Below are 22,008 nucleotides of genomic sequence, written 5' to 3'. Positions count from 1 at the left end.
GCGGTATCGCGCCGAGTTCGGTGTTCGTAGATCATTTTACCGTCACCAGGTTCGGGCTCGACACGTCGAACACCGTTCCGGGACGAGTCAGCAGCGGCTGCACTACCGCAACCTTGCGCTCGGCGTCGTCCGCCCCGCCCCACACTACCGTGCGGCCATCGCGCAGTCTCAGCGAAATATCCGAAATCGACCGCACCGCAACCTCGCCCACCTGCGAACTCAGCACCTGGGGCAGCGCCGCCATGACCGCGACCGCGGCCTGGGTCGACGGGTCGGCACCGCCGGGATGTTCGGCCTTCAGTTCCGGCACGCCGATGGGCGGCGGTTCGATCGCGTACTCGACGCTCTCGGCATCCAGCAGATGGGCGCCCCGCTCGCTGGTATAGAACAACACCGGCGTGCGCTCGATGACCGTCACCCGCACCGTCGACGGGAACGAGCGCTGCACCCGCACCGATTGCACCTTTGGAATGCCCGCCACCCGCGAGGCCATCGCGGCGGTATCGATGCGCAGCATCGACTGGCCCTGCGGAATCTCGAGTAACTCCCGCACCCGGTCCTCCGGCACCGCGGACAAGCCATCGACCTCCACCGTGCGCACCGACAGCAACGGCGTGAACCAGGCCGCCACGAACAGCGTCACCAGCAGGCACACCGCGGGCAATCCCCACAGCCGGATCCGGCGCCACCGACGCGCACCGAACAGCTCGGCTCCGGATCGCACCCGCGCTCACCGCCCGAACTGCGGACGCGCGCGTAGTCCGTCGAGGATCTGGGTGCCGAGCATGGTCACATCGCCCGCACCCATGGTGATGACCACGTCGCCGGGCAGCGCCAGACCGGCGACCTGCCGTCCCACCCGGGACATATCGGGTTGGTAGTGCACCGGTTTGGTGACCGACTGGGCCACCAGCGCGCCGTTGACGCCGGGCAGCGGCTCCTCGCGTGCCCCAAAGACGTCGAGCACCACCACTTCGTCGGCCAGGCCGAGCGCGGCGCCGAACTCACCGGCGAAAGTGGCCGTGCGGCTGTAGAGGTGCGGCTGGAACACCACGATCACCCGGCCGCGACGCGAGCGCGCACCATCGGCGGCTTCCTGCTCGACCAGGGCCGCCGCGGCACCGAGCACCGCACGCACCTCGGTCGGATGGTGGGCGTAGTCGTCGAAGACCCGAACGCCGTTCTCGCGCCCGACGAACTGGAACCGGCGATGCACGCCGCCGAATCCCTCCAGGCCCTGGATGATCTCGTCGATGTCGGCGCCGGCCGCGCGTGCGGCGAGCAGTGCGGCCAACGCGTTGAGTGCCATATGCCTGCCCGGCACCGACATCCGCAGGGTGCGTGGCGCGGCCTCGCCCTCGAGCTGGAATTGCGCCAGCCCGCCGACGTCGCGGGGTTCCCAGCTGTGCAACCGGACACCGACCGGCACGGGAGCGTCCCTGAGATCGCCGGAGCCGTAGCCGAGTACCCGGACGCCCTTGTCCGCCAGCCGGTCGCCGATCCGGCCTGCCAGCGCCAGCGAACCCGGATCGTCCAGGCACACCACCAGCAGCCCGCCGGGGGCGAGGCGGTCGGCGAAATCGTCGAAGACCTGGGTGTAGGCCTCGTCAGAGCCGAAGTAGTCGAGGTGGTCGGATTCGATATTGGTGACCACGGCGACGTCGGGGTCGTATTGCAGCAGCGAGCCATCGCTCTCGTCGGCCTCGGCGACGAAGATGTCGCCGCTGCCGTGGTGGGCGTTGGTGCCGGCCTCGTTGAGTTCTCCGCCGACGGCGAAGGACGGATCGAGTCCGCAGTGCTGCAACGCCACGATCAGCATCGACGTCGTGGAGGTCTTGCCGTGAGTGCCCGAGACCAGCAGCGTGCGGTGACCGCTCATCAGCGAGGCGAGCACGGCCGGGCGCAGCAGCACCGGGATGTCGCGCCGATTCGCTTCTACAAGTTCGGGGTTGGTTTTGGGAATGGCCGCGTAGGTGGTGACGACGACGGTCGGGCCGCCGGGCAGCAGGTCGAGCGCACTGGCGTCGTGGCCGATCCGCACCTGGGCGCCGCGAGCGCGCAGGGCGAGTACACCGCGGCTCTCCTTGGCGTCGGAGCCGGACACCGCGCCACCGCGCGAGAGCAGGATGCGCGCGATCCCGGACATGCCCGCTCCGCCGATGCCAACCATGTGCACGCGCTCGAGCGAGGGCGGCAACGCCGACCGCGCGTCGGTGCTCGGATCCCCGGTCATCGGCCCGCCACCCGGAGGGCGATGCGGGCAACCTCGTCGGCGGCGTCACGGTGTCCGGCGCCTGCGGCGGCGCGGCCCATCTCGGTCAGCCGTGCGGGGTCCATGAGCAGGGGGATCACCTCATCGATCACGTAGGTCGGCGTCAGCGCGGAGTCGGCCACAATTCTGCCACCACCCGCGGCGACGACGGGCCTGGCGTTGAGCTCCTGCTCACCGTTGCCGTGTGGCAGCGGAACGTACACCGCGGGCAGCCCGACAGCGGACACCTCCGCGACCGTCATCGCACCGGAGCGGCACACCACCGCGTCGGCGGCGGCGTATGCCAGATCCATCCGGGAAAGATACGGCACGGCGACATAGGGTGCCGACGACGTGCCCGGCGGCAGGTCGAGGGTGTTCTTGGGGCCGTGCGCGTGCAGCACCGGGATACCGGCCGTGGCTAGTTCCTTCGCCGCACCGGAGACCGCGTCGTTGAGGGTGCGCGCGCCCTGGGAGCCGCCGAATACCAGCAGCACCGGGCCGTCGGCGGGCAGGCCGAAGTGTTCGCGGGCCTGCGCGCGCAGCGCGGCACGGTCGAGTGAGGTGATGGCCGAGCGGACCGGGATACCGATGACCTCGGCGCCTGGCAGCCCGGAATCCGGCACCGCGGCCAGCACCCGCGCGGCCACCCGCGCGCCGACCTTGTTCGCGATACCTGCCTTGGCATTGGCCTCGTGCACCACCACCGGCACCGATCGCCGACGCCGCAGCGCACCGCGGCCGGCGGCCAGGTACGCCGGGAGTGCGACGTAGCCGCCGAAACCGATGATCACGTCGGCGTCGACGGCGTCGATCACGGCACGCGCCTTGGCCACCGAGGCCCGTACCCGGCCGGGCAGACGGAGCAGATCGGCACTTGGCTTACGTGGCAGCGGAACCGGCGGGATGAGTTCCAGCGGATAGCCGCGGTCGGGCACCAGCGTGGTCTCGAGTCCGCGCTCGGTGCCGAGCGCGGTCACCCGAATCGACGGATCCAGGCGGCGCAGGGCGTCGGCGACAGCCATGGCCGGTTCGATATGCCCGGCGGTGCCACCGCCCGCCACGATCACCGAGAGTGCCGATCCCTTCGCGCCCGCGGTGCTGCTCGCCCCGCTCACTGCGGAGTTCTCGTTCGCGGACTGGCTTGCACTCACCTGGATCTTCCTCGTTCTCTCGCATGTGTGACCGGATAGTTCGGTTCCCAGGCGCGGGTCGCGCGCGCCGAGCTGGTGCCCCGGCTCTGCGCCGACCGGCGGCGCGGTTCGGCTGTGCCTTGCCTGCCCGAGCCCGAGCGCTGCCCACCTGAGCGTGGCTTGCGTGCGGGCGGCTGTCCACCGCGCTGCCCCGGCTTGCCGCGGGCCGCCGACCGGGCGCGGGCCGCCTCGGCCTTGGCCGGTGCGTACACCTCCGGTTTGGGCAGTCGTAGCAATCTACTGAATCGGCCGTCCTGGCCCGCATGCAAGGCCGCGACAGCCTCGGGTTCGTGACGAGCGGCGTTGGCGATGATGCCGAACATCAGCAGGGTGATCGCCAACGAGGAGCCTCCCGCCGACACCAGCGGCAGCTGCAGACCGGTCACCGGGAGCAGCCCGACGACGTAGCCGATATTGATCAATGCCTGTCCGGTGATCCAGGTGGTCGCCGTCGCGGTCAGCAGTCGAAGGAACGGATCGGCGGAACGGACGGCGATGCGCAGTCCGGTGTAGACGAACAGCGCGAAAAGCCCGAGCACCAGCGCGCAGCCGAGGAAGCCGAGTTCCTCACCGATGATGGCGAAGATGAAGTCGTTGTGGGAGTTGGGCAGATAGTTCCATTTGGCGCGGCTCTGCCCGAGACCTCGGCCCCAGATACCGCCGTCGGCGAGGGAGAACTTCGCCTGCATGGCCTGATAGTTGGCGCCCTGCGGGTCGTCGCCGGGGTTGAAGAAGGCGCGCATCCGGTCGGAGCGGTAGCCGGCCGACAACGCGAGCACCGCTGCCGCGATCACACCGGAGATCGCGATCGTCACGAACAGCCGCACCGGCAGTCCGCCGAACCACAGCAGCGCCGCGAGCACGATGCCGACCGCGATGGTGGTGGACAGGTTGGGCTGCAACACGATCAGCAGACACACCAGCAGGCCCGCGGGCACCAGCGGCACCAGGATGTCCTTGAGGGAGGCGTGCTCGGAGCGGCGTGAGGCGAGCAGATGCGCACCCCACACCACCAGCGTCACCTTGACGATCTCGGACGGCTGAATCGAGAACACACCCAGGTCGATCCAGCGTCGCGCGCCGTTGACCCGCGAACCGATTCCGGGGATCAGCACAAGCACCAGCCCGACCACCGACAGCGCGAACAGCGGAAACGACAACTGGCGAAGCCGCCGCAGCGGTATCCGCAACGCCAGATAGAACAGCACCGCACCGAGAGCGGCGTAGATCGCCTGCTGCACGAACAGCGAATACGCCGAACCGCCGTCGGCGTAGGCCTCCACACTCGACGCGGACAGCACCATCACCAGCCCGAGCACGGTGAGCAGGGTGGCGATGGTGACGACCAGGTGGAACGACGCCAGCGGGCGCGCCAGCCAGACGCCGAACCGAGTCCCCGGCCGTGGCGCCCGCGCCGGGGTCACAACCGCCGCCCGATGTCCCCGTCCTCCAGGGTGTGCACCGCGGCGGCGAAGCTACGGCCACGATGGGTGTAGTCGGCGAACATGTCCAGTGAGGCTGCGGCAGGCGCGAGCAGCACGGTGTCGCCGTGACGGGCCAATCCGGCCGCCGCGCGCACGGCCTGCGCCATCACCTCATCGGCGCCGGCTCTGCCCGAATCATCGTCACCCATGCCTGCATAGTCTCCCGAGGCCAGCTCGACCACGGGGACTTCGGGCGCGTGTCGCGCCAATGCGGCCGCGATGACTTCGGCATCGGTACCGATCAGCACGGCGGCGACGAGCCGGTCGGCGACCTCCTCGAGGAGGTCCTCGACGCCGGCGCCCTTGAGCTGACCGCCTGCCACCCACACCACATGCGGATGCGCCAGGATCGACGATCGCGCAGCGTGCGGGTTGGTCGCCTTGGAGTCGTCGATGAATTCGACGCCGCCCAGTTCGCGCACGAACGCCGCCCGATGCGGGCCAACCTTGTGCTCGACAAGGCCCTCACGCACGAACTGCGGCGCCACATCGATGGCCCTGGTCAGCGCGGCCGCGGCGAGGGCGTCGGCGACACCGGCCGGTCCGGGCGGGCTGATTTCCTTGGTTTCGGCGAGGATCGCCGCCTTGGTGAACGCGCGATCGAGCAATTTGCCGTCGACGACACCCAATTCACCGTCGGCGGGGACACCGATCCGGAAACCGACGGTGCGTTTGGCCTTGGACTTGCGGGCCAGCGAAGCGGCTACCGGATCGTCCAGGCCGACCACACCGACCCGGCCGACCAGCGCACGCGCTTTCGCGGCGGCGTAGGCGTCGAGTCCGCCGTGCCAGTCGAGGTGATCCTCGGCGACATTGAGCACCACACCGGCTTCCGGCCGCACCGACGGCGCCCAATGCAGCTGGAACGACGACAGTTCCACCGCGAGCACCTGCGGGCCCGGATTGCGGCGCAGCGCGTCCAGGATCGGCAGCCCGATATTGCCGCAGGCCACGCTGGCAATGCCCGCGGCACGCAGGATGGAGTGCACCATCGAGGTGGTGGTGGTTTTGCCGTTGGTGCCGGTCACTACCAGCCATTTGCGGACTTCGCCGTAGATGCGGGCCTGATCGACCCACCAGGCGAACTCCACATCACCCCAGACCGGGATACCTTCCGACACCGCAGCGACAAGCACCGGCGAGTCCGGGCGCCAGCCCGGGCTGGTGATCACCAGCGCGAAACGACTCCAGTCGGTGTGTTCGAGTTCGGCGGTGGTGGCGACCTCGAGGCCAAGTTCGGCGGCCTCGGTCAAGGCCTTGGCGCCGCCGTCGGTGACGACCGGCTTGGCGCCGATGTCCTGGAGCGGCTCGATCAGCGAACGCCCGGACACACCCCAGCCGGCCACGAGCACCTCACGGCCACGCAGGAATTCGAGCATGGGACCCGGCGAGCGCAGGGCCCGCGGAGAATGTTCGACCATAATCAGCTCACCCGACCGCGGAAAGATATTCGCTGTAGAACAGGCCGAGTCCGACCGCGGAGGCCATCGCGGCCAGCAGCCAGAACCGGATGATCACCGTCGTTTCGGCCCATTTACTCAGCTCGAAGTGATGATGGAACGGCGCCATCTTGAACAAGCGGTTGCGCGTGGTGCGGAACACCGCGACCTGCAGCACCACCGACGCCGCCTCGGCGACGAACAGCGCGCCGATGACCACCATCAGCAGCTCGGTGCGGGTCGTGATGGACAGGCCCGCGAGCAGACCACCCAGTGCCAGCGACCCGGTATCGCCCATGAAGATCTTGGCCGGTGCCGCGTTCCACCACAGGAAGCCCATGCACGCGGCGGCGCCCGCGGCGCACACCAGAGCCAGATCCAGCGGGTCACGCACGTTGTAGCAACCGGTCTCCGGCTTGGTCTCGCAGGCGTGGTAGTACTGCCAGAACGTGATGATCACGTAGCCGCCGAGCACCAGGCTCATCGATCCGGCGGCGAGACCGTCGAGGCCATCGGTGAGGTTCACCGCGTTCGACCAGGCCACCACCAGCAGGCAGACGAAGGCAAGGAACACGATCACGCCCATCGACACCGTGGTGATGTCGCGGACATAGGACAGATGCCTACTGGCCGGGGTCAGCCCGCTGTCGCCGCGGAACTGCAGGGCCAGCACGCCGAACACCACCGCGGCGGTGAGCTGACCGATGTACTTGCCCGCGGCCGTCAGGCCGAGATTGCGGCCTTTGCGGATCTTGATGAAGTCGTCGACGAAGCCGACCGCGCCGAGTGCGGTCGCCAGCCCGAGCACCAGCAGCGCCGACGCCGACGGACCTTCGGCGTCGTAACCGATACCGATCAGGTGCGAACCGAGGTAACCGGCCCACATACCGATGATGATGGCGACGCCACCCATGGTCGGCGTACCGCGCTTGGCCTGATGGCTGGCCGGGCCGTCGACCCGGATCTCCTGGCCGAAGCCCTGCTTGGCGAACATCTTGATCAACAGCGGCGTCAACAGAATCGACACCGCAAGCGCGATCCCCGCCGCGAACAGAATCTGTCTCATCGCACTGCCTCCGCGCTACCCCTGCGTCCATCCGGCCGGGTGTCACCGGTCAGATGTTCGGCGACGGCCCATAGGCCGACCGACTGCGATGCCTTGACCAGCACCACATCACCCGGCTCGACCGCATCGTCGAGCAGCGCGATCGCCGCACCGATATCGGGAACGAGGACCGATTCCTCGCCCCATGAGCCTTCCATCACCGCACCCTGGTGCATCGCCCGGGAGGGCCGCCCGGTACCGACCACGATGAGCCGGTCCACATCCAGGCGGACCGCGAGCCGTCCGATGGCGTCGTGTTCGATCACCGATTCCTCGCCGAGTTCGGCCATCTCACCGAGCACCGCCCAGCTGCGGCGCGGGGTGTCACCTGCCTTGGACATGGTGACCAGCGCCTTGAGCGCGGCGCGCACCGAATCAGGGTTGGCGTTGTACGAGTCGTTGACAACGGTGACGCCGTCGGCGGTGGTCCGCACATCCATCCTGCGGGCCGAGGCCGCGCGTGCGCCCGACAGTGCGGCAACGATGGTGTCGAGGTCGGCGCCGCATTCCTGGGCGACGGCCACCGCGGAGAGAGCATTGCCGACCTGGTGTTCGCCGTGCACCGACAGGCGCACCTGCGCGCTGCCCGCCAGGGTGTGCAGCGTGAACTGTGCTTTGGCCTCGTCATCGAGCATCACGTCGGTCGCGCGGATATCGGCACGCTCGGCCTGCCCCACCATGACGACCCGCGCCGATGTACGCGCCGACATCGCGGCTACCTGCGAATCGTCGGCGTTGAGCACCGCGAGGCCGGTCGACGGTAGTGCTTCGACCAGTTCGCCCTTGGTCTGCGCGATGGCCTCACGGCTACCGAACTCGCCGAGATGCGCGGTGCCGACGTTGAGCACGACGCCGATGTTCGGCGGTGCGATCTCGGTGAGCGCGGCGATATGCCCGGGCCCGCGAGCCGACAGCTCCAATACCAGGAACTTGGTCGTGGCATCGGCACGCAACGCCGTCCACGGATGTCCCAGTTCGTTGTTGAACGAGCCGGGCGGCGCCACCACCGGACCGAGCGGCGCGAGCACCGCGGCGAGCAGATCCTTGGTGGAGGTCTTGCCGGAGGATCCGGTCACGCCGACGACGGTCAAACCGCCTGCCGCGACCAGACCTTCGACGCTGGCGCGCGCCAGCTTCGCCAGCGCCGACAGCACCGCGGCACCCGAACCGTCGGGATCATTGGCCACCACCGCCGAATTCGCGGGCACGGTACCGGGACTCGGCGCGACCACGATCGCGGGCACACCCACCGGACGCGCTGCCAACACCGCGACGGCACCGGCCTCGACCGCTACCGCCGCGTAATCGTGGCCGTCGGCGCGCTCGCCGGGCAGGGCGAGGAAAATATCTCCGGAACCGATACGGCGCGAATCGAATTCGACCGAACCGGTCACCTTCGCCTCCGGGTCCGCGACGTCGTGCAGCGTGCCGCCGACGACGTCCGCGATATCCCGCAGTGTCATCTCGATCATGAAACCGTCAAGTCCTCCGCGTCCGAACTCTGCGGACTTCGCTGCTGTATCGCCGCCGCGAGTACCTCGCGGTCGTCGAACGGGTGCTTCACCCCGTGGATCTCCTGCCCTGCCTCGTGTCCCTTGCCCGCGACCAGCACCACGTCACCGGTGCGGGCCCAGGCCACCGCCGCGTTGATGGCCGCGGCCCGGTCGCCGATCTCGCGGATCTCGCCGCGGTCGGATTCCGCCACACCGAGCGCGCCTTCGCGCAGGGCGGCACGGATGGCCGCCGGGTCCTCGGTGCGCGGATTGTCATCGGTAATGATCAGTAGGTCCGCTCCGCGCGCTCCGGCCGCTCCCATCAGTGCACGCTTGCCCGCGTCACGGTCGCCGCCCGCGCCGACCACCACCGCGAGCCTGCCGCCTGTGGCGGATTCGGTGAGATGGGCGCGCAGGGTGGCGATGACCGACTCCACCGCCGCGGGCTTGTGCGCGTAGTCGACCAGCGCGAGGAAGTCCTGGCCGCGTTCCACGCGCTGCATGCGGCCCGGTACATCGACGGTGGCCAGCGCGGGCCCGGCAACGGCCGCGTCGACGCCCGCGGCTACACACACCGCCACCGCCAGCAGGCCGTTGGCGACGTTGTAGCGGCCCGGAAGACGCAGCCGCACATCGGTTTCGCCGTGCGGACCGGCCGCGGTGAAGTCCTGTTCGCCGCCATGGGTGCGCACTGTGCCGGACAGCTGCCAATCGGCCGGACCGGTCGTGGCGACGGTGACCGGGTCGGCCAGCCCGTCGGCCAGGCGCCTGCCCCATTCGTCATCGATGCAGATCACCTTGGTGCGCGCGGCCACCGGCGACTGCGGCTCGAACAGCCTGCGCTTGGCCGCGAAGTAGTCCTCGAAATCGGCGTGGAAATCCAGGTGGTCCTGGGACAGATTGGTGAACGCACCCACCGCGAAACGCACGCCGTCGACCCGGCCCAACGCCAGCGCGTGACTGGACACCTCCATCACCACCGCATCCACCCCCTGCTCGACCATCAGCGCGAACATCGCGTGCAGCTGCGGGGCTTCCGGTGTGGTAAGCGCGCTCGGCACCCGGCGACCGCCGATCCGGGTCTCGATGGTGCCGACCAGCGCCGTGGACAACCCGGCGGCGGCCAATCCCGCCTCCACCAGATAGGAGGTGGTGGTCTTGCCGGAGGTTCCGGTGATGCCGACGATGCGGAGCCGATCCGACGGATGGCCGTAGATCGCCGCCGACAGCTCGCCGAGCACCTCGCGCGGACGTTCCCGCACCAGTACCGGCACGCCGAGCTCACCGGCGAGCTCAGCGCCTTCAGCGTCGGTGAACACGGCCACCGCGCCGCGGTCGACGGCGGCACGGGCGAACCGTGCACCGTGGGCCCGAGACCCCGGCAGAGCGGCGAAGAGATCACCAGGGACGACAGCATCGGAACGCTGTTCGATACCGGTGATCACCACACCCGACGGCAGGTCCGAGCACGGCTCGGCGCCGGTCAGATCCAGCAGGTCGGACAGCGGCGACGACTTCGGCTCGGCCGGTCGTAGCGCGTGCTGGCTGGACTGCGCGGGCACAAGGTTCCTCTCTGCGATTTATGGTGCATACACCGACGACGAGTCAGGTTACCGACGCCCACTTCAGGGCAGGCAACGCGGTTCACGGATTCGGGTCCGCCGCACTCGTGACGACCCACCGTGCGATGGGTCGCGGCAGGTCCAGCGGGTGACGGCAGCGGCACGAGCTCACGAGGCCTGGAGCACGAAGCGCCTGGTGGGCTCGGTGGACGGCGGAATGCGATCGCGCTGCAACGCCCAGGAGGCGATGTTGTGGAACAGCGGTGCCGCGGACTGACCACCGCTGCCATCGGCGCTGCGCACCGGTGCGTCGAGCATCATCCCGATGACGTAGCGCGGGTCGTCGGCCGGCGCCATACCGGCGAAGGTGATCCAGTACGACGAGGTCGAATAGCAGCCGCACGCCGGGTCGACCTTCTGCGCCGTGCCGGTCTTGCCCGCGATCTGATAGCCCTCGATCGCGGCGGGGACGCCGGTGCCCATCTGCACGCCCATCGGGTCGCGCTGGACCACCGCCTGGAACATGGTGCGCAACGTCTGCGCGGTCTGCGGACTCACCACCCGCACACCCTCCGGGGTCGGCTCCTCGGTCCGGGTGCCGTCGGGCGCGATCTTCGCCCTGAGGATGCGTGGCGGGATCCGCAGGCCATCATTGGCAATGGCCTGGTACATGCCGGTCATCTGGAGAGTCGTCATCGAAAGCCCCTGGCCGATCGGCAGGTTCGCGAATGTACCGCCGGACCACTGGTCGCGGGCAGGCAGCAGACCCGGGCTCTCACCGGGCAGGCCGACACCGGCGCGTTGGCCGAGGCCGAACCGGGTGAGCATATCGGCGAAGCGGTCTTCACCGACGCGCTGCGCGAGCATCAGAGTGCCGACATTGGAGGACTTTCCGAAGATTCCGGTGGTGGTGTAGGGCGCGACGCCGTGGTCCCACGCGTCACCGACGGTGACACCGGCCATGTGGATCTGGCCGGGAACCTGATGCACCTCGTCCGGATTGGTGAGCCCGTATTCGATGGCCGCTGCGGCTGTGACGATCTTGTTCACCGAGCCGGGTTCGAATGGCTTGGTGATCGACGGATTGTCCAGGTCCTCCGGCTTCCAATGTTCCGGGCCCAGTGACGGATTGAAGGTGCTGTCGTTCGCCATCGCCAGCACCTGGCCGGTTTTGGCGTCCAGCACCACAGCGGACGCCGATTTCGCTCCCGACATGTCTTTTGCCTGCTGCACCTGCTGCTGGACGTAGTACTGCAGGTCCGAATCGAGGGTCAGCTCGACGCCGTAGCCGTTCACCGCGGGTACGCGGTCACGCCAGCTGCCGGGGATCACGGCACCGTCGGCGCCGCGATCGTAGGTGTGCGAACCATCGGTGCCCGCGAGCACGGAGTCCAGCGACGATTCCAGCCCGATCTGGCCGTGCCCGTCCCAACCGGTGGCACCGATGACGTTGGCGGCCAACGATCCGCCGGGGTACTCCCGTGGGTTCTGCGAGTCGGCGCCGACTTCGCTGAACTCCACGACGATCTCGGCGGCGATCCGTGGGTCCACATTGCGCGCCAGATAGACGAACTGCTCGTCGCTGTTCAGCAGTTCCAGCAGCTTCTTCTCGCTGGGGCCCTTGTCGCCGAGTTTGTCGTGGATGGTCGCGGCGATATCGCGCAGGCGCTGTTCCGGGTCGGGTGCGGAGTCGTCCTCGGCCTTGGCCTCCGCCAGGTCCTTACGCACCTTGATCGGCTGAAAGTGCAACTCCTTCGCGGTGACGGTGAACGCGAGGGCCTTGCCGTTCCGGTCGGTGATCGGCCCGCGCATGGCCTCGTCGACCCAGTGCGCGGTGCGCTGGCTGGCCGCCTGCGCAGACAGGCCAGGCGCGGAAATGCTCTGTACCCACAACAATTGGATCGCGACGACGGCGAGTGCGCCGAACATCGCGATCCGTCCCGCGCCCAACCGCATCCGGATCGGCCGGTCCAGCCGCGGCGCCGATCCGCGTCTTCTCACCGGCCCGCGACGCGAACGCTTCGCGGGTCCGGGCCGCCTCATCGTGTGGCCTCCCCCGAGGTCGGCCGCGCCATCGGCGCGACGGCTGGCTGACCTGGCGCGTTCTCGATGAGCGCCGGTGCGGCGGGTGCGGATTCAGCGGGGGGTTGGGCGGGAACGGCGGCCGGGGCCGGTTGTGTGGGGTCGACAGGTGCGGGGGCCGGCTGTGCGGCCGGCTGGGTGCCTGCGGCGGCCGGAGCCGCAGCGGGCGCATTCTGGGCTGCCGCCGGGACAGGGTCTGCGGCTGGAGCACCTGCAGGCTGACCACCGACGGCGATGGCGGTGTCGGGCGTAGGTGCCGCGACGGCGCTCCCCGCGGGTGCGGGAACAGGCACTTCGACCGCCGGCTGCTGCCCATCTGCGGCCGGTCCAGCGACGGCCGCCGGGCCTGGGGCCGAGGCAGCGACTTGTCCCGGCATCTGGGCCGGAGCCGGTGTTGCCGCAGGTTCCGGAGCGGAAGCAGGGACCGCAGCAGGTGTCGCCGCGGCAGCAGGCGGCGCCGGAGCCTCCGGTGCGGGCGCTGCTGCGGGCGCAGGTGCGTCGGCAGGCGCCGGAGCGGCTGCCGGTGCTCCCTGAGGGGCCGGAGCAGCGACAGGCGCGGGAGCCCCCTCGGCCGGAGCCGGAGGAACCTCCGCCGCAGGGGCAGGCGACGCAGCCGGAACAGGCGCAGGGCCTGCCGCCGGATCGGCGGGCGCGGGGGCTGGGGCGTCCGCCGGTGGTGCGGCCGGTGCCGGAGCAGTGGCTCCGTCCAGTCCGGGAGCCGGGGCCGGAGCGGGAGCCGGTACACCAGCAGGCGCTGGGGCCACACCGGCGGGCGCGGGGTTCGGCGCGCCGGCCGCCGGGGCGGTGCCGTTCGGCGTCGTCGGGTTGGGCAGGTCAGGGGAAGGAGTCATCCCCGCACCGACCGGCGGCGCGGCGTTGGTCTGGGCGCCGCCCGGCCGTTCGGAGGCGGGCCGGGGCGCGGTGGTGACCGGGACGACCCGCTCTCCCTGGTTCTGCGGTGCGCCGGGGCGATCCGAAGCTCGGGTCGGCGGCGGGTTCAGCGGCGGCACGGGTGCGCCCTCGGCCGGCTTCGGGTCGCCGATCACGGTGACGGTGCCGTCGGGAGCGACGACAAGGCGGGCCGGGTCCTTGGCCGGGATCATGCCGAGTTCCCTGGCGCGCGAGGCGAGTTCGGGCGCCGAATCGGCCGCCTCGACCTCGCGTTGCAGCGCTGCCCGCTCATCGGCCAAGGTCTGGTTCAGCTTCCTTGCGTCACTGAGCAGGTAGCTGTCCTCGGCGGCGCGGGTGGTGAGCAGCAGCGTGAGTGCGAGTCCGCAGGCGAGCATGGCGAGGATCGCCGCCACGAACGGGATGCGGGTGGCCATGATCGAGGTACGGGGCAGCACCGCATCGGCACCTCCGGCCCCCTCGGCACGCAGCCTGCGACGGGCATAAGCGCGTTGCGCCGCACCCGATTTCACCCGTTCGGCGGCCTGCACTCGGCGGGCGATCCGCCCGGGTTCGGCGACGGTCCGTGTCCGCACGCTCACGCTGCGTCCTCCTTCGCATGACCGGGCCGCTCTCCGTGCTCAGGAGAGCTGCCGCCTCCGGACGCCGATCCGCTGCTGCGGACGGCCGCCGGTTTCCCCACGAGAGGCTGCGCGAGCGTCGTCGCCGTGCTCATGCAACCTCCTGAATCCGTTCTGCCGCACGCATCCGTACCGGGGCCGCGCGCGGGTTTTCCTCGATCTCGTGTTCGGTGGCCTGTTCGGCGCCACGGGTGAGCAGCCGGAACTCCGGCCCCATCCCCGGCAGTTCGACCGGAAGGCCGACCGGTGTGCGCGAGGCCGCGCGTTGCGCCAGTTCGTGTTTGACGACCCGATCCTCGAGCGATTGATACGACATGACGACGATCCGCCCGCCGACACGCAGCGCGTTCAGCGCCGCGGGCAGCGCGGCCCGCAGCGACTCCAACTCACCGTTGACCTCGATCCGCAGCGCCTGGAAGGTGCGCTTGGCCGGATGACCACCGGTGCGCCTGGTCGCCGCGGGGATTGCGTCGTAGAGCAGGTCCACCAACTGTGCGCTGGTGGTGAACGGCCGCTGCTGCCTGCGCCGCACGATCTCACTGGCGATACGGCCCGCGAAGCGTTCCTCCCCATACGTTTTCAGGATCCGGGCCAGATCGCCGTGGCTGTAGGTGTTGAGCACGTCGGCGGCGGTGGGCCCGGTGGTGGGGTCCATCCGCATGTCCAGCGGCGCGTCCACCGAGTAGGCGAAGCCGCGGTCGGTCTCGTCCAACTGCATGGACGAGACACCGAGGTCCATCAGGATCGCGCTGACCGAGCCGACAGTGGGCAGTCCCGCCTGGGTGAGCGCGTCGGCGATGCCGTCGTATCGGGTGTGCACCAGCGTGATTCGGTCCTCGAACGGTCGCAGCCGCTCCCCCGCCAGCTCGAGTGCGGCGGTGTCGCGGTCAAGCCCGACGAGGTGGATGTCCGGGTAGGTGCGCAGGAAATGTTCGGCGTGACCGCCCAATCCAAGGGTTGCGTCCAGGTAGACGGAGCCGGGCTCGCCGAGGGCCGGCCCCAATAGCTCGTCGGCGCGCTCGAGCAGGACCGGGACATGGCGCGGGCCGTGCTGTTCACGGTTCACCTCGACCTCCCGGATCTTGCCTCGCTTCGTCAACGCACCGATATCGGGTCGCCTTGTTCCACAGTGTTTTCGGCGAACACTGCGGGTAGATGGGTAGTGCTGTGTTGAGTGATTGCTCTGCGGTGATTGCTGTCGGCAGCGAACGCTGCGGGACTCGGACCGGGTATCGGTGACGAATGCCCCGTGGTCTCTGACCGAAGCGGCACCTGGCGTCGGGGAAGTACGTCAGGGTCCACATCCGGGCAGAGGCCGCGTGGCACTCGTTCGGGGCTAGAAGATCCCGCCCAGCGACTCGTCTCTCGCTTGTGCGTAGTCCTCCTCGTGTTCGGCGAGGTAGGACTCCCACGCCTGCTTGTCCCATATTTCGAGGAAATCGACCGAGCCGATCACCACACAGTCCCGTGACAGGTTGGCGTAGCGACGATGGTCTACCGACAGCACGATCCGGCCCTGAGCGTCCGGACGTTGTTCGTCCGTGCCTGCCGCGAGAGCCCGGACGAACGCTCGTGCCTGCGGATTGCTTCGAGACGCCGCCGCGGCCCGCCGCGCGAGCGCGGTGAACTCTTCTTTGGGATACACGGCAAGGCTGTGGTCCTGACCCTTCGTGACCATCAACCCTCCCGCCAGATCGTCTCGAAACTTTGCAGGCAACGTGAGTCGCCCTTTGTCGTCCAATCGAGGTGTGTAGGTACCGAGAAACATCTCGATACCTCCCTACCGGACCACCTCGAACACGCATGGCCGGAACTCGCTCCAGCCGAGCGCCTTACGGTCTCTCCTGTAGTGCGCGCTCCACATTACCCCACTTTCCCCCACTTTCAATCGAAACACGGGGTGATCTGGCTCCCCGCTTCGGCGATTCCGCAGGTCATCCCAGCTATCACTGTGTGGAAGAACTTTTCGGGTGTCCCACCTCCCCGCGCGCGTCAGAAGACACGGTGCCCGACAACAACCAGCAAACGCCCTGGTGTGGCCTATCGCGTCGACCGGTGGGGGAAGGTGGGGCACCGCCGTGGGGCGATGTGGGGGTTCAGCGCACCACCGTTGCCCGTGCCGACCGGTCGGGACGACACGCCGTCAGCGGCAAGGGGTATGGACAGACAGACGAACGGCGGTGCGGCACCGGAAATCCGATGCCGCACCGCCGTTCGTCAAACCTCGGGCGACCGGGTAGCTACTCTTGTTCGAACCTTCTACGGAAGCGATCTTCCATACGCTCGGAGAAGCCGCCGGATCGGCGCTGGCGCCCACGCCCACCGGAAGTGCTGCCGCCGGACGGACCACTCGACGGCGCATCGCCGCCGCGGTCGCTGCTGCCGCCGGCCTTCTTGGAGCCGCCGAGCAGCAGGAGCACTCCGGCGCCGAACATGACGATGAATCCGATCAGGCTGATGATCGGGAAGCCGCCGGGCTTCACTGGCGCGGCGATGCCGGCGACGAGTAGGAACAGGCCGAGGACGAACAAAGCGGCGGCCTGGAGTCTGCGTCTACTCGAGGTCGTACGAAGGCGTCCGCCGCGGACGGACGAGGCGAACTTCGGATCCTCAGCATAGAGAGCGCTCTCGATCTGTTCGAGCATGCGCTGCTCGTGCTCGGAGAGTGGCACGGTACCTCCCCCGGCACTAGGACGTGGCTGTCGCCTCCGGGTAGGCGACAGATAGCCGACCTTGGCGGCTATCTGTCACCAATGATACGAGTTCGATGAAGGCCGTACCACCTACTCGCCGATAACTCGCGGGCCGATCCGCAACTCCGGCTCCGCCGGACCACGCAATCGGGCCTCCGGCGCGATCAAATCCTCCACATCGTGCAGGAACGCACCCACTCGCGAGTAGAACTCGTCGGCCTGGGTGTGTCCTATCTCGCGCGGCAGACCCGCCTCCAGCGCCGCCCGCGTCTCGGAATGAGAGCTGAAGTAGTCGGCCCACATCACGAACTCCGGAGCGGCGCGCTGCAACATCACCCACGCATTACGTGAGCGCGCCCGCGGCGCGGCATCGGCTCCGGTGGCCGCGAGGACCGCACCGGCCCCACGCAAGGCGGCCAGGTAGGCGGTGCGGAATCGTTCCCGCGGATCGTGCTCCCCCGCCGCTTCCATCAACAGCCCGTCGGCGCGCCGCAGCAACATGCCCGCACGCCCGGGCCGGCCCGGATGAACGTTTCGACCAGACATCAGCCGTCCCTCCGCCAGTCGCACACCCCGGCCCGAGACCGATGGCCGACCGGACGGTCGGCACCGCACGAACCGAACAGGTATTCGAACGTTTGAATTGAGTGTGAATATAGAGTCGACCACCGACAAGTTGTCCGCACGCGCGCACAGCGTTCCCCCACACGAGAGCCATGACCGCCGTCAAGCCACATCACACCCCCGCCCCAGTCGTCGTCGACCTCTCGGTCACGGCACTGCGCGCCCGGTTGCACGACGCGCTCGCGGTATACGTCGCGGCGATGGATTATCCGCGCGGCACCGAACACCATCGCGCGCCGATGTGGACCGAGCACACCACGCGTCCGGGCTGGCAGGCCGTCGCCGCGCTGATCCCGGACGACTCCGGATACTTCGACGTGCGCACCGCACCGCTCGTGGCGATCGGCTACGGATATCGCGGCGCGCCGCATCAGTGGTGGCAGCAGCAGGTGTATACGGGTATGCGCCGCTCGGGCTGGCCGGAACATTCGGCGCGCGAGCTGCTCGCGGACTATTTCGAGCTCACCGAACTGCACGTCCATCCGGCGGCGCAGGGCCGCGGCATCGGTTCGACGCTGCTGACCCGTCTGGTGGGCGAGCGGACCGAACGGGCCGTACTGCTGTCGACCCCGGAGGTCGACGCCGAGGACAACCGGGCCTGGCGGCTGTATCGCAGGGCCGGGTTCGGCGATGTGGTCAGGCATTTCGTCTTCGCAGGCGATAACAGGGAATTCGCGATCCTCGGCAGGCGGCTGCCGCTGTGAGGTCGCGATGACGGTCGTTGTCGTCGGTTCCGGCCACAACGCGCTGGTCGCGGCCTGCTATCTGGCGCGAGCCGGGCAACGGGTAGAGGTACTCGAACGCGACGAGGTGCTCGGCGGTGCGGTGTCGACCGTGCAGCGCTTTCCCGGGCACCTGGTCGATCGTGGTTCTTCTGCGCACATCATGATCCGGCATACCGGGATCGTCGAGGAGCTGGAGCTGGCGCGCTTCGGCCTGCGCTATATCGACTGCGATCCATGGGGTTTCACCCCCGCGGGCCCGGACGGCGCGGCGCCGATCGTCTTCCGTCGCGATCTGGATCGCACCTGCGGGTCGGTCGCCGCGGCCTGTGGTGAGCATGATGCCGATGCCTACCGACGTTTCGTGCGGGAGTGGGGCCCGCGCAGCGCGCGGGTGATGCGCGCTTTCGGCGGCGGCCCGACACCGGGGCATCTGCTGCGCTCGTTCTGGGGTCTGGACGCTAGTGCGGGCGGCAGCGCGCTCTCCCACGAATTCCTGCAATCCGGTGACGCGCTGCTGGACAGCCTGTTCGACGACGAGCGACTCAAGGCATCGCTGGCATGGTTCGGCGCACAGTCCGGTCCACCGATGTCGGAACCGGGCACCGCGCCGATGGTGGGGTTCGCGGCGCTCATGCACACATTGCCGCCGGGCCGGGCCGTCGGTGGTAGCGGGGCGTTGACCACGGCGCTGGTGGCGCGACTGCGTTCCGATGGTGGTGTGGTGAGCGCCGGCGACGCCGTGACCACGCTGCGCCGCGATGGTGACGGCTGGCGGGTTCGCACCGCGTCCGGGCGTGAACTCGCCGCGCGTACCGTCGTCGCGGGGACCCACATCCTGACCACGCTGGATCTGCTCGGCACGGGCGGTTTCGATGCCGCCACGCTCGACGACTGGCGCAGGCGGATCCGAGTGGGGCCGGGTATCGGAATGGTGGTGCGGGCCGCAACGAACGCGCTGCCGACCTATCCCGGCAGTGCAGCGGCCGAATCCGCGCACGGGCTGCAATTCCTGGTCTCCGAGCGCAGGCAGCTGCGTGCCGCGCACGGCGCCGCGCTGGCCGGAGAGCTGCCGCCGCGGCCGGTGGTGCTGGCGATGAGTTTCAGCGCCGTCGATCCGAGCATTGCCGCGCCGGGCGAGCATCAGCTGTCGCTGTGGTCGCAATGGCATCCCTATCGGCTGGCCGACGGCAGCGACTGGGCCGCACACGCGGACGCGGAGGCCGACCGGATCATCGGTGAAGTCGATTCCTACGCACCCGGCTTCGCGGCGTCGGTGCTGCGCCGGTTCGTGCAGACTCCGGCCGATCTGGAGCAGGAGCTCGGGCTGCTCGGCGGCAATGTCATGCATGTGGAGATGTCGCTGGACCAGATGATGCTGTGGCGGCCGCTGCCCGAGCTGTCGGGTCAGCGGGTGCCCGGCGCACCGGGGCTATATCTGACGGGGGCGTCGACGCATCCCGGCGGCGGTGTCTCCGGCGCCAGCGGCCGCACCGCCGCACGTCTGGTGCTGCGCGACCGTGGTCGGTTCGCGCGGCTGCGCGGGCGATGAATGCCGGTGCACCGGATCGTCGCCCGGCCAAGTCTGAAGGCGCAGCCGGGTGGGGCGTTGCTTCGCGCACATTCCAGCAGATCCGCCAGGCCGGATTCGCTGCGCTGCTACCCGGTGTGCTCGCCGCGTTATGGCTGCTCACCCAGATCGCGTATCCGCTGACCAGCGGCGCCGCCAGGGATCGGGTGACGGTGGCGGTGGTGCTGTTGTCCGCCGCCACCGCCCTTGCGCACGCCGCCTACACCCGGGGCCCGCGCTATGCGCTCGGCTTCCTTGTGATCGTTTCCGGGCTCGGTCTGCTCGCCGAGATCATCGGCACCGCCACCGGAATGCCGTTCGGCTGCTACGAGTACGCGACCGATCGACTCGGACTCGCGGTCGCCGCGGTGCCGCTGGTGGTGCCGCTGGCATGGACCGGTGGGATCTATCCGATCTGGGTGGTGGCCGGCCTGCTGACCGAACGGGCATTGGTACGAACGGCACTGATGGCTATCGGTGCGGTCGGCTGGGATCTGTTCCTCGACCCGCAGATGGTCGCCGATGGTCAATGGCAGTGGTGCGTCACCGATGCGGGGCTGCCGGGCGTCGAGCATATTCCGCTCACCAACTATCTGGGCTGGCTGATCGTCGCGCTGGTGATGGCGGTGTTGCTCACCGGATGGGAGCGGACGGCGCCACCGCGACATGGTGGTGTCGCCGTGCCTGTCGCCGTATTTCTGTGGACCTGGCTCGGGTCAGCGCTGGCCCATGCGGTGTTTCTGGATCTGCCCGCCTCGGCCTTGTACGGCGCGACGGGTATGGCGCTGCTCGGCGTTCCGCTGCTGGTGCGGCTGGTTCACGGGGGCAAGGGGGCGCGCTCGAACGCCGGGTGAGGTCGAGCAGTTCCGGTCGGGTTCGCCCACGTCGGGGCACGGATCGAGTAGGTTCGGACTCGTCGGCTGTATGAACGGACAGGCCCGGACGCGGTATCGCGCGGGCCGATCGTGACGGACACGCGCAGCCCCGACGCCCGATCGGCTTCGTCGTCAACGATCCGGAGGGAAGATGCAGGTATCCACCGCGGTATGGATCCCCACCGTCGCCGTCATCATCGCACTGCTGCTGTTCGACTATTTCTTCCATGTGCGCCGGTCACATACCCCCACACTGCGCGAAGCGGCGATCTGGTCCGCGCTGTATGTGGGGATCGCGGTGCTGTTCGGACTGGGGGTCCTGATTTTCGGCGGAGTGCAGATGGGCACCGAGTATTTCGCCGGCTATGTCACCGAGAAGGCGTTGTCGGTGGACAACCTGTTCGTATTCCTCGTCATCATCGGCAGTTTCCGGGTGCCGCGGGAGTATCAGCAGAAGGTGCTGCTGGTCGGGATCGTATTCTCGCTGCTGGCGCGGACCGGATTCATTTTTCTCGGCGCCACCCTGATCAATGCTTTCGCCTGGGTTTTCTATATCTTCGGCGTCCTATTGCTGGTGACCGCGGGCAATATGCTCGCGCCGGCCGAAACCGAGGGCCGCTCGGCGGACAATATCGTGATCCGGGTGGCGAAGGCGTGGTTCCGGACCACCCCCGACTACGACGGCGACAAACTGTTCACGGTGCGCGACGGCAAGCACATGCTGACCCCGATGCTGCTGGTGATGGTGGCGATCGGCGGCACCGATGTCATGTTCGCGCTCGACTCCATCCCCGCCATCTTCGGCCTCACTCAGAACGTCTACGTGGTGTTCACCGTGACAGCGTTCTCCCTGATGGGGTTGCGGCAGCTGTACTTCCTGATCGACGGGCTGCTCGACCGTCTCATCTACCTGTCGTTCGGGCTGGCGGTCATCCTCGGCTTCATCGGCGTCAAATTGATCCTGCATGCGCTGCACGAGAACAATCTGCCGTTCATCAACAACGGCGACCCGGTGCACGTCGTCGAGATCAGCACGGGCGCCTCGCTACTGGTGATTCTCGGTGTTCTCGTCATCACCGTCGTCGCCTCGGTGGTCAGCGCGCGCGGACGCGCCCAGCAGGCCGTGGCCAACGCACGCAGGCACGCCACCGAATATCTCGACCTCGGCTACACCACCGACCAGGCCGAACGTGACCGCGTCTTCGGGCTGTTGCGCAGCGAGGAACAGCGGCTGCGGGCGCTGCCGGAGAAGTATCGCCGCCGGATCCGGCAGGAGGACGAGCTGATGGATCTGCTGCGACGGGCCCATCGCCGCCACGATGACGCGGTGGCGTCGCGCCGGTAGCCGGCCCGACCAGCGACTACGGCGCCGATCCGCGGTGTCGC

General features: G+C 68.9%; 18 protein-coding genes. 4 read left to right on the top strand and 14 right to left on the bottom strand.

Features of this window, described 5'->3' with window-relative positions:
• Positions 1 to 31: 31 nt before the first annotated feature.
• The 14 genes from GV792_RS17845 to GV792_RS17775 form a co-directional block, all read right to left on the bottom strand.
• Complete coding sequence (locus tag GV792_RS17845; RefSeq protein WP_163825251.1) at positions 32 to 724, bottom strand: cell division protein FtsQ/DivIB; 693 nt, start codon at positions 722 to 724, stop codon at positions 32 to 34.
• A gap of 6 nt (positions 725 to 730) precedes the next feature.
• Positions 731 to 2,233: a UDP-N-acetylmuramate--L-alanine ligase gene (gene murC / locus GV792_RS17840; protein WP_163825250.1), complete on the bottom strand. Its 1,503-nt coding sequence runs from the start codon at positions 2,231 to 2,233 to the stop codon at positions 731 to 733.
• A complete protein-coding gene (murG, locus tag GV792_RS17835; RefSeq protein ID WP_375154359.1) occupies positions 2,230 to 3,276 on the bottom strand; it encodes an undecaprenyldiphospho-muramoylpentapeptide beta-N-acetylglucosaminyltransferase in 1,047 nt (348 codons plus the stop codon). Before murG ends, murC begins: the two co-directional genes overlap by 4 nt.
• Positions 3,277 to 3,401: 125 nt before the next feature.
• Positions 3,402 to 4,868: a putative lipid II flippase FtsW gene (gene ftsW / locus GV792_RS17830; protein ID WP_163825249.1), complete on the bottom strand. Its 1,467-nt coding sequence runs from the start codon at positions 4,866 to 4,868 to the stop codon at positions 3,402 to 3,404.
• Positions 4,865 to 6,307: a UDP-N-acetylmuramoyl-L-alanine--D-glutamate ligase gene (murD, locus tag GV792_RS17825; RefSeq protein WP_163825293.1), complete on the bottom strand. Its 1,443-nt coding sequence runs from the start codon at positions 6,305 to 6,307 to the stop codon at positions 4,865 to 4,867. Before murD ends, ftsW begins: the two co-directional genes overlap by 4 nt.
• A gap of 49 nt (positions 6,308 to 6,356) precedes the next feature.
• Complete coding sequence (gene mraY / locus GV792_RS17820; protein ID WP_014350122.1) at positions 6,357 to 7,433, bottom strand: phospho-N-acetylmuramoyl-pentapeptide-transferase; 1,077 nt, start codon at positions 7,431 to 7,433, stop codon at positions 6,357 to 6,359.
• Positions 7,430 to 8,944, bottom strand: coding sequence for a UDP-N-acetylmuramoyl-tripeptide--D-alanyl-D-alanine ligase (locus tag GV792_RS17815; protein WP_163825248.1), 1,515 nt, complete (start codon positions 8,942 to 8,944; stop codon positions 7,430 to 7,432). The genes mraY and GV792_RS17815 overlap by 4 nt, the downstream gene beginning before the upstream one ends.
• On the bottom strand, positions 8,941 to 10,527 hold the full coding sequence (locus GV792_RS17810; RefSeq protein WP_163825247.1) for a UDP-N-acetylmuramoyl-L-alanyl-D-glutamate--2,6-diaminopimelate ligase: 1,587 nt from the start codon (positions 10,525 to 10,527) through the stop codon (positions 8,941 to 8,943). Before GV792_RS17810 ends, GV792_RS17815 begins: the two co-directional genes overlap by 4 nt.
• A 168-nt stretch (positions 10,528 to 10,695) precedes the next feature.
• Positions 10,696 to 12,570, bottom strand: coding sequence for a peptidoglycan D,D-transpeptidase FtsI family protein (locus GV792_RS17805; RefSeq protein WP_175584492.1), 1,875 nt, complete (start codon positions 12,568 to 12,570; stop codon positions 10,696 to 10,698).
• Positions 12,567 to 14,099 carry a hypothetical protein gene (locus GV792_RS29100; RefSeq protein ID WP_175584491.1) on the bottom strand — a complete coding sequence of 511 codons (1,533 nt, stop codon included), beginning with the start codon at positions 14,097 to 14,099 and terminating at the stop codon, positions 12,567 to 12,569. The genes GV792_RS17805 and GV792_RS29100 overlap by 4 nt, the downstream gene beginning before the upstream one ends.
• A gap of 130 nt (positions 14,100 to 14,229) precedes the next feature.
• On the bottom strand, positions 14,230 to 15,204 hold the full coding sequence (rsmH, locus tag GV792_RS17790) for a 16S rRNA (cytosine(1402)-N(4))-methyltransferase RsmH (RefSeq protein WP_163825246.1): 975 nt from the start codon (positions 15,202 to 15,204) through the stop codon (positions 14,230 to 14,232).
• 270 nt (positions 15,205 to 15,474) lie between these two features.
• Entirely contained in the window at positions 15,475 to 15,906 is a 432-nt protein-coding gene (mraZ, locus tag GV792_RS17785; RefSeq protein WP_163825245.1) for a division/cell wall cluster transcriptional repressor MraZ, read from the bottom strand.
• 472 nt (positions 15,907 to 16,378) lie between these two features.
• A complete protein-coding gene (locus GV792_RS17780; RefSeq protein WP_163825244.1) occupies positions 16,379 to 16,810 on the bottom strand; it encodes a DUF3040 domain-containing protein in 432 nt (143 codons plus the stop codon).
• Between the two features lie 111 nt (positions 16,811 to 16,921).
• The gene (locus tag GV792_RS17775; RefSeq protein ID WP_256670692.1) at positions 16,922 to 17,377 is read right to left on the bottom strand and encodes an SAV_6107 family HEPN domain-containing protein; all 456 of its coding nucleotides are present in this window, start codon (positions 17,375 to 17,377) and stop codon (positions 16,922 to 16,924) included.
• Between the two features lie 170 nt (positions 17,378 to 17,547).
• Between GV792_RS17775 and GV792_RS17770 the strand changes: the two genes are divergently transcribed.
• The 4 genes from GV792_RS17770 to GV792_RS17755 all read left to right on the top strand — a co-directional run bounded on the left by GV792_RS17770 (position 17,548) and on the right by GV792_RS17755 (position 21,967).
• Positions 17,548 to 18,159: a GNAT family N-acetyltransferase gene (locus tag GV792_RS17770; RefSeq protein WP_163825243.1), complete on the top strand. Its 612-nt coding sequence runs from the start codon at positions 17,548 to 17,550 to the stop codon at positions 18,157 to 18,159.
• Between the two features lie 7 nt (positions 18,160 to 18,166).
• Positions 18,167 to 19,729 (top strand): phytoene desaturase family protein, encoded by a 1,563-nt coding sequence (locus GV792_RS17765; protein ID WP_163825242.1) that lies wholly within the window; start codon positions 18,167 to 18,169, stop codon positions 19,727 to 19,729.
• Positions 19,726 to 20,601, top strand: coding sequence for a carotenoid biosynthesis protein (locus GV792_RS17760; protein WP_163825241.1), 876 nt, complete (start codon positions 19,726 to 19,728; stop codon positions 20,599 to 20,601). Before GV792_RS17765 ends, GV792_RS17760 begins: the two co-directional genes overlap by 4 nt.
• A gap of 172 nt (positions 20,602 to 20,773) precedes the next feature.
• A complete protein-coding gene (locus tag GV792_RS17755) occupies positions 20,774 to 21,967 on the top strand; it encodes a TerC family protein (protein WP_163825240.1) in 1,194 nt (397 codons plus the stop codon).
• The last annotated feature ends 41 nt before the right edge of the window (positions 21,968 to 22,008 follow it).

Source organism: Nocardia cyriacigeorgica (assembly GCF_010868145.1).
Lineage (GTDB): Bacteria > Actinomycetota > Actinomycetes > Mycobacteriales > Mycobacteriaceae > Nocardia > Nocardia cyriacigeorgica_D.
The sequence above is the reverse complement of the archived record's forward strand: the minus strand, read 5'-3'. Positions and strand labels throughout refer to the sequence as shown.

Coding starts and splice junctions, on each gene's coding strand:
- murC (WP_163825250.1), bottom strand. CDS start 2,233: ATGACCGGGGATCCGAGCACCGACGCGCGGTCGGCGTTGCCGCCCTCG.
- murG (WP_375154359.1), bottom strand. CDS start 3,276: ATGGCTGTCGCCGACGCCCTGCGCCGCCTGGATCCGTCGATTCGGGTG.
- murD (WP_163825293.1), bottom strand. CDS start 6,307: ATGCTCGAATTCCTGCGTGGCCGTGAGGTGCTCGTGGCCGGCTGGGGT.
- mraY (WP_014350122.1), bottom strand. CDS start 7,433: ATGAGACAGATTCTGTTCGCGGCGGGGATCGCGCTTGCGGTGTCGATT.
- GV792_RS17815 (WP_163825248.1), bottom strand. CDS start 8,944: ATGATCGAGATGACACTGCGGGATATCGCGGACGTCGTCGGCGGCACG.
- GV792_RS17805 (WP_175584492.1), bottom strand. CDS start 12,570: ATGAGGCGGCCCGGACCCGCGAAGCGTTCGCGTCGCGGGCCGGTGAGA.
- mraZ (WP_163825245.1), bottom strand. CDS start 15,906: ATGTTTCTCGGTACCTACACACCTCGATTGGACGACAAAGGGCGACTC.
- GV792_RS17775 (WP_256670692.1), bottom strand. CDS start 17,377: ATGTCTGGTCGAAACGTTCATCCGGGCCGGCCCGGGCGTGCGGGCATG.
- GV792_RS17770 (WP_163825243.1), top strand. CDS start 17,548: ATGACCGCCGTCAAGCCACATCACACCCCCGCCCCAGTCGTCGTCGAC.
- GV792_RS17765 (WP_163825242.1), top strand. CDS start 18,167: ATGACGGTCGTTGTCGTCGGTTCCGGCCACAACGCGCTGGTCGCGGCC.
- GV792_RS17760 (WP_163825241.1), top strand. CDS start 19,726: ATGAATGCCGGTGCACCGGATCGTCGCCCGGCCAAGTCTGAAGGCGCA.
- GV792_RS17755 (WP_163825240.1), top strand. CDS start 20,774: ATGCAGGTATCCACCGCGGTATGGATCCCCACCGTCGCCGTCATCATC.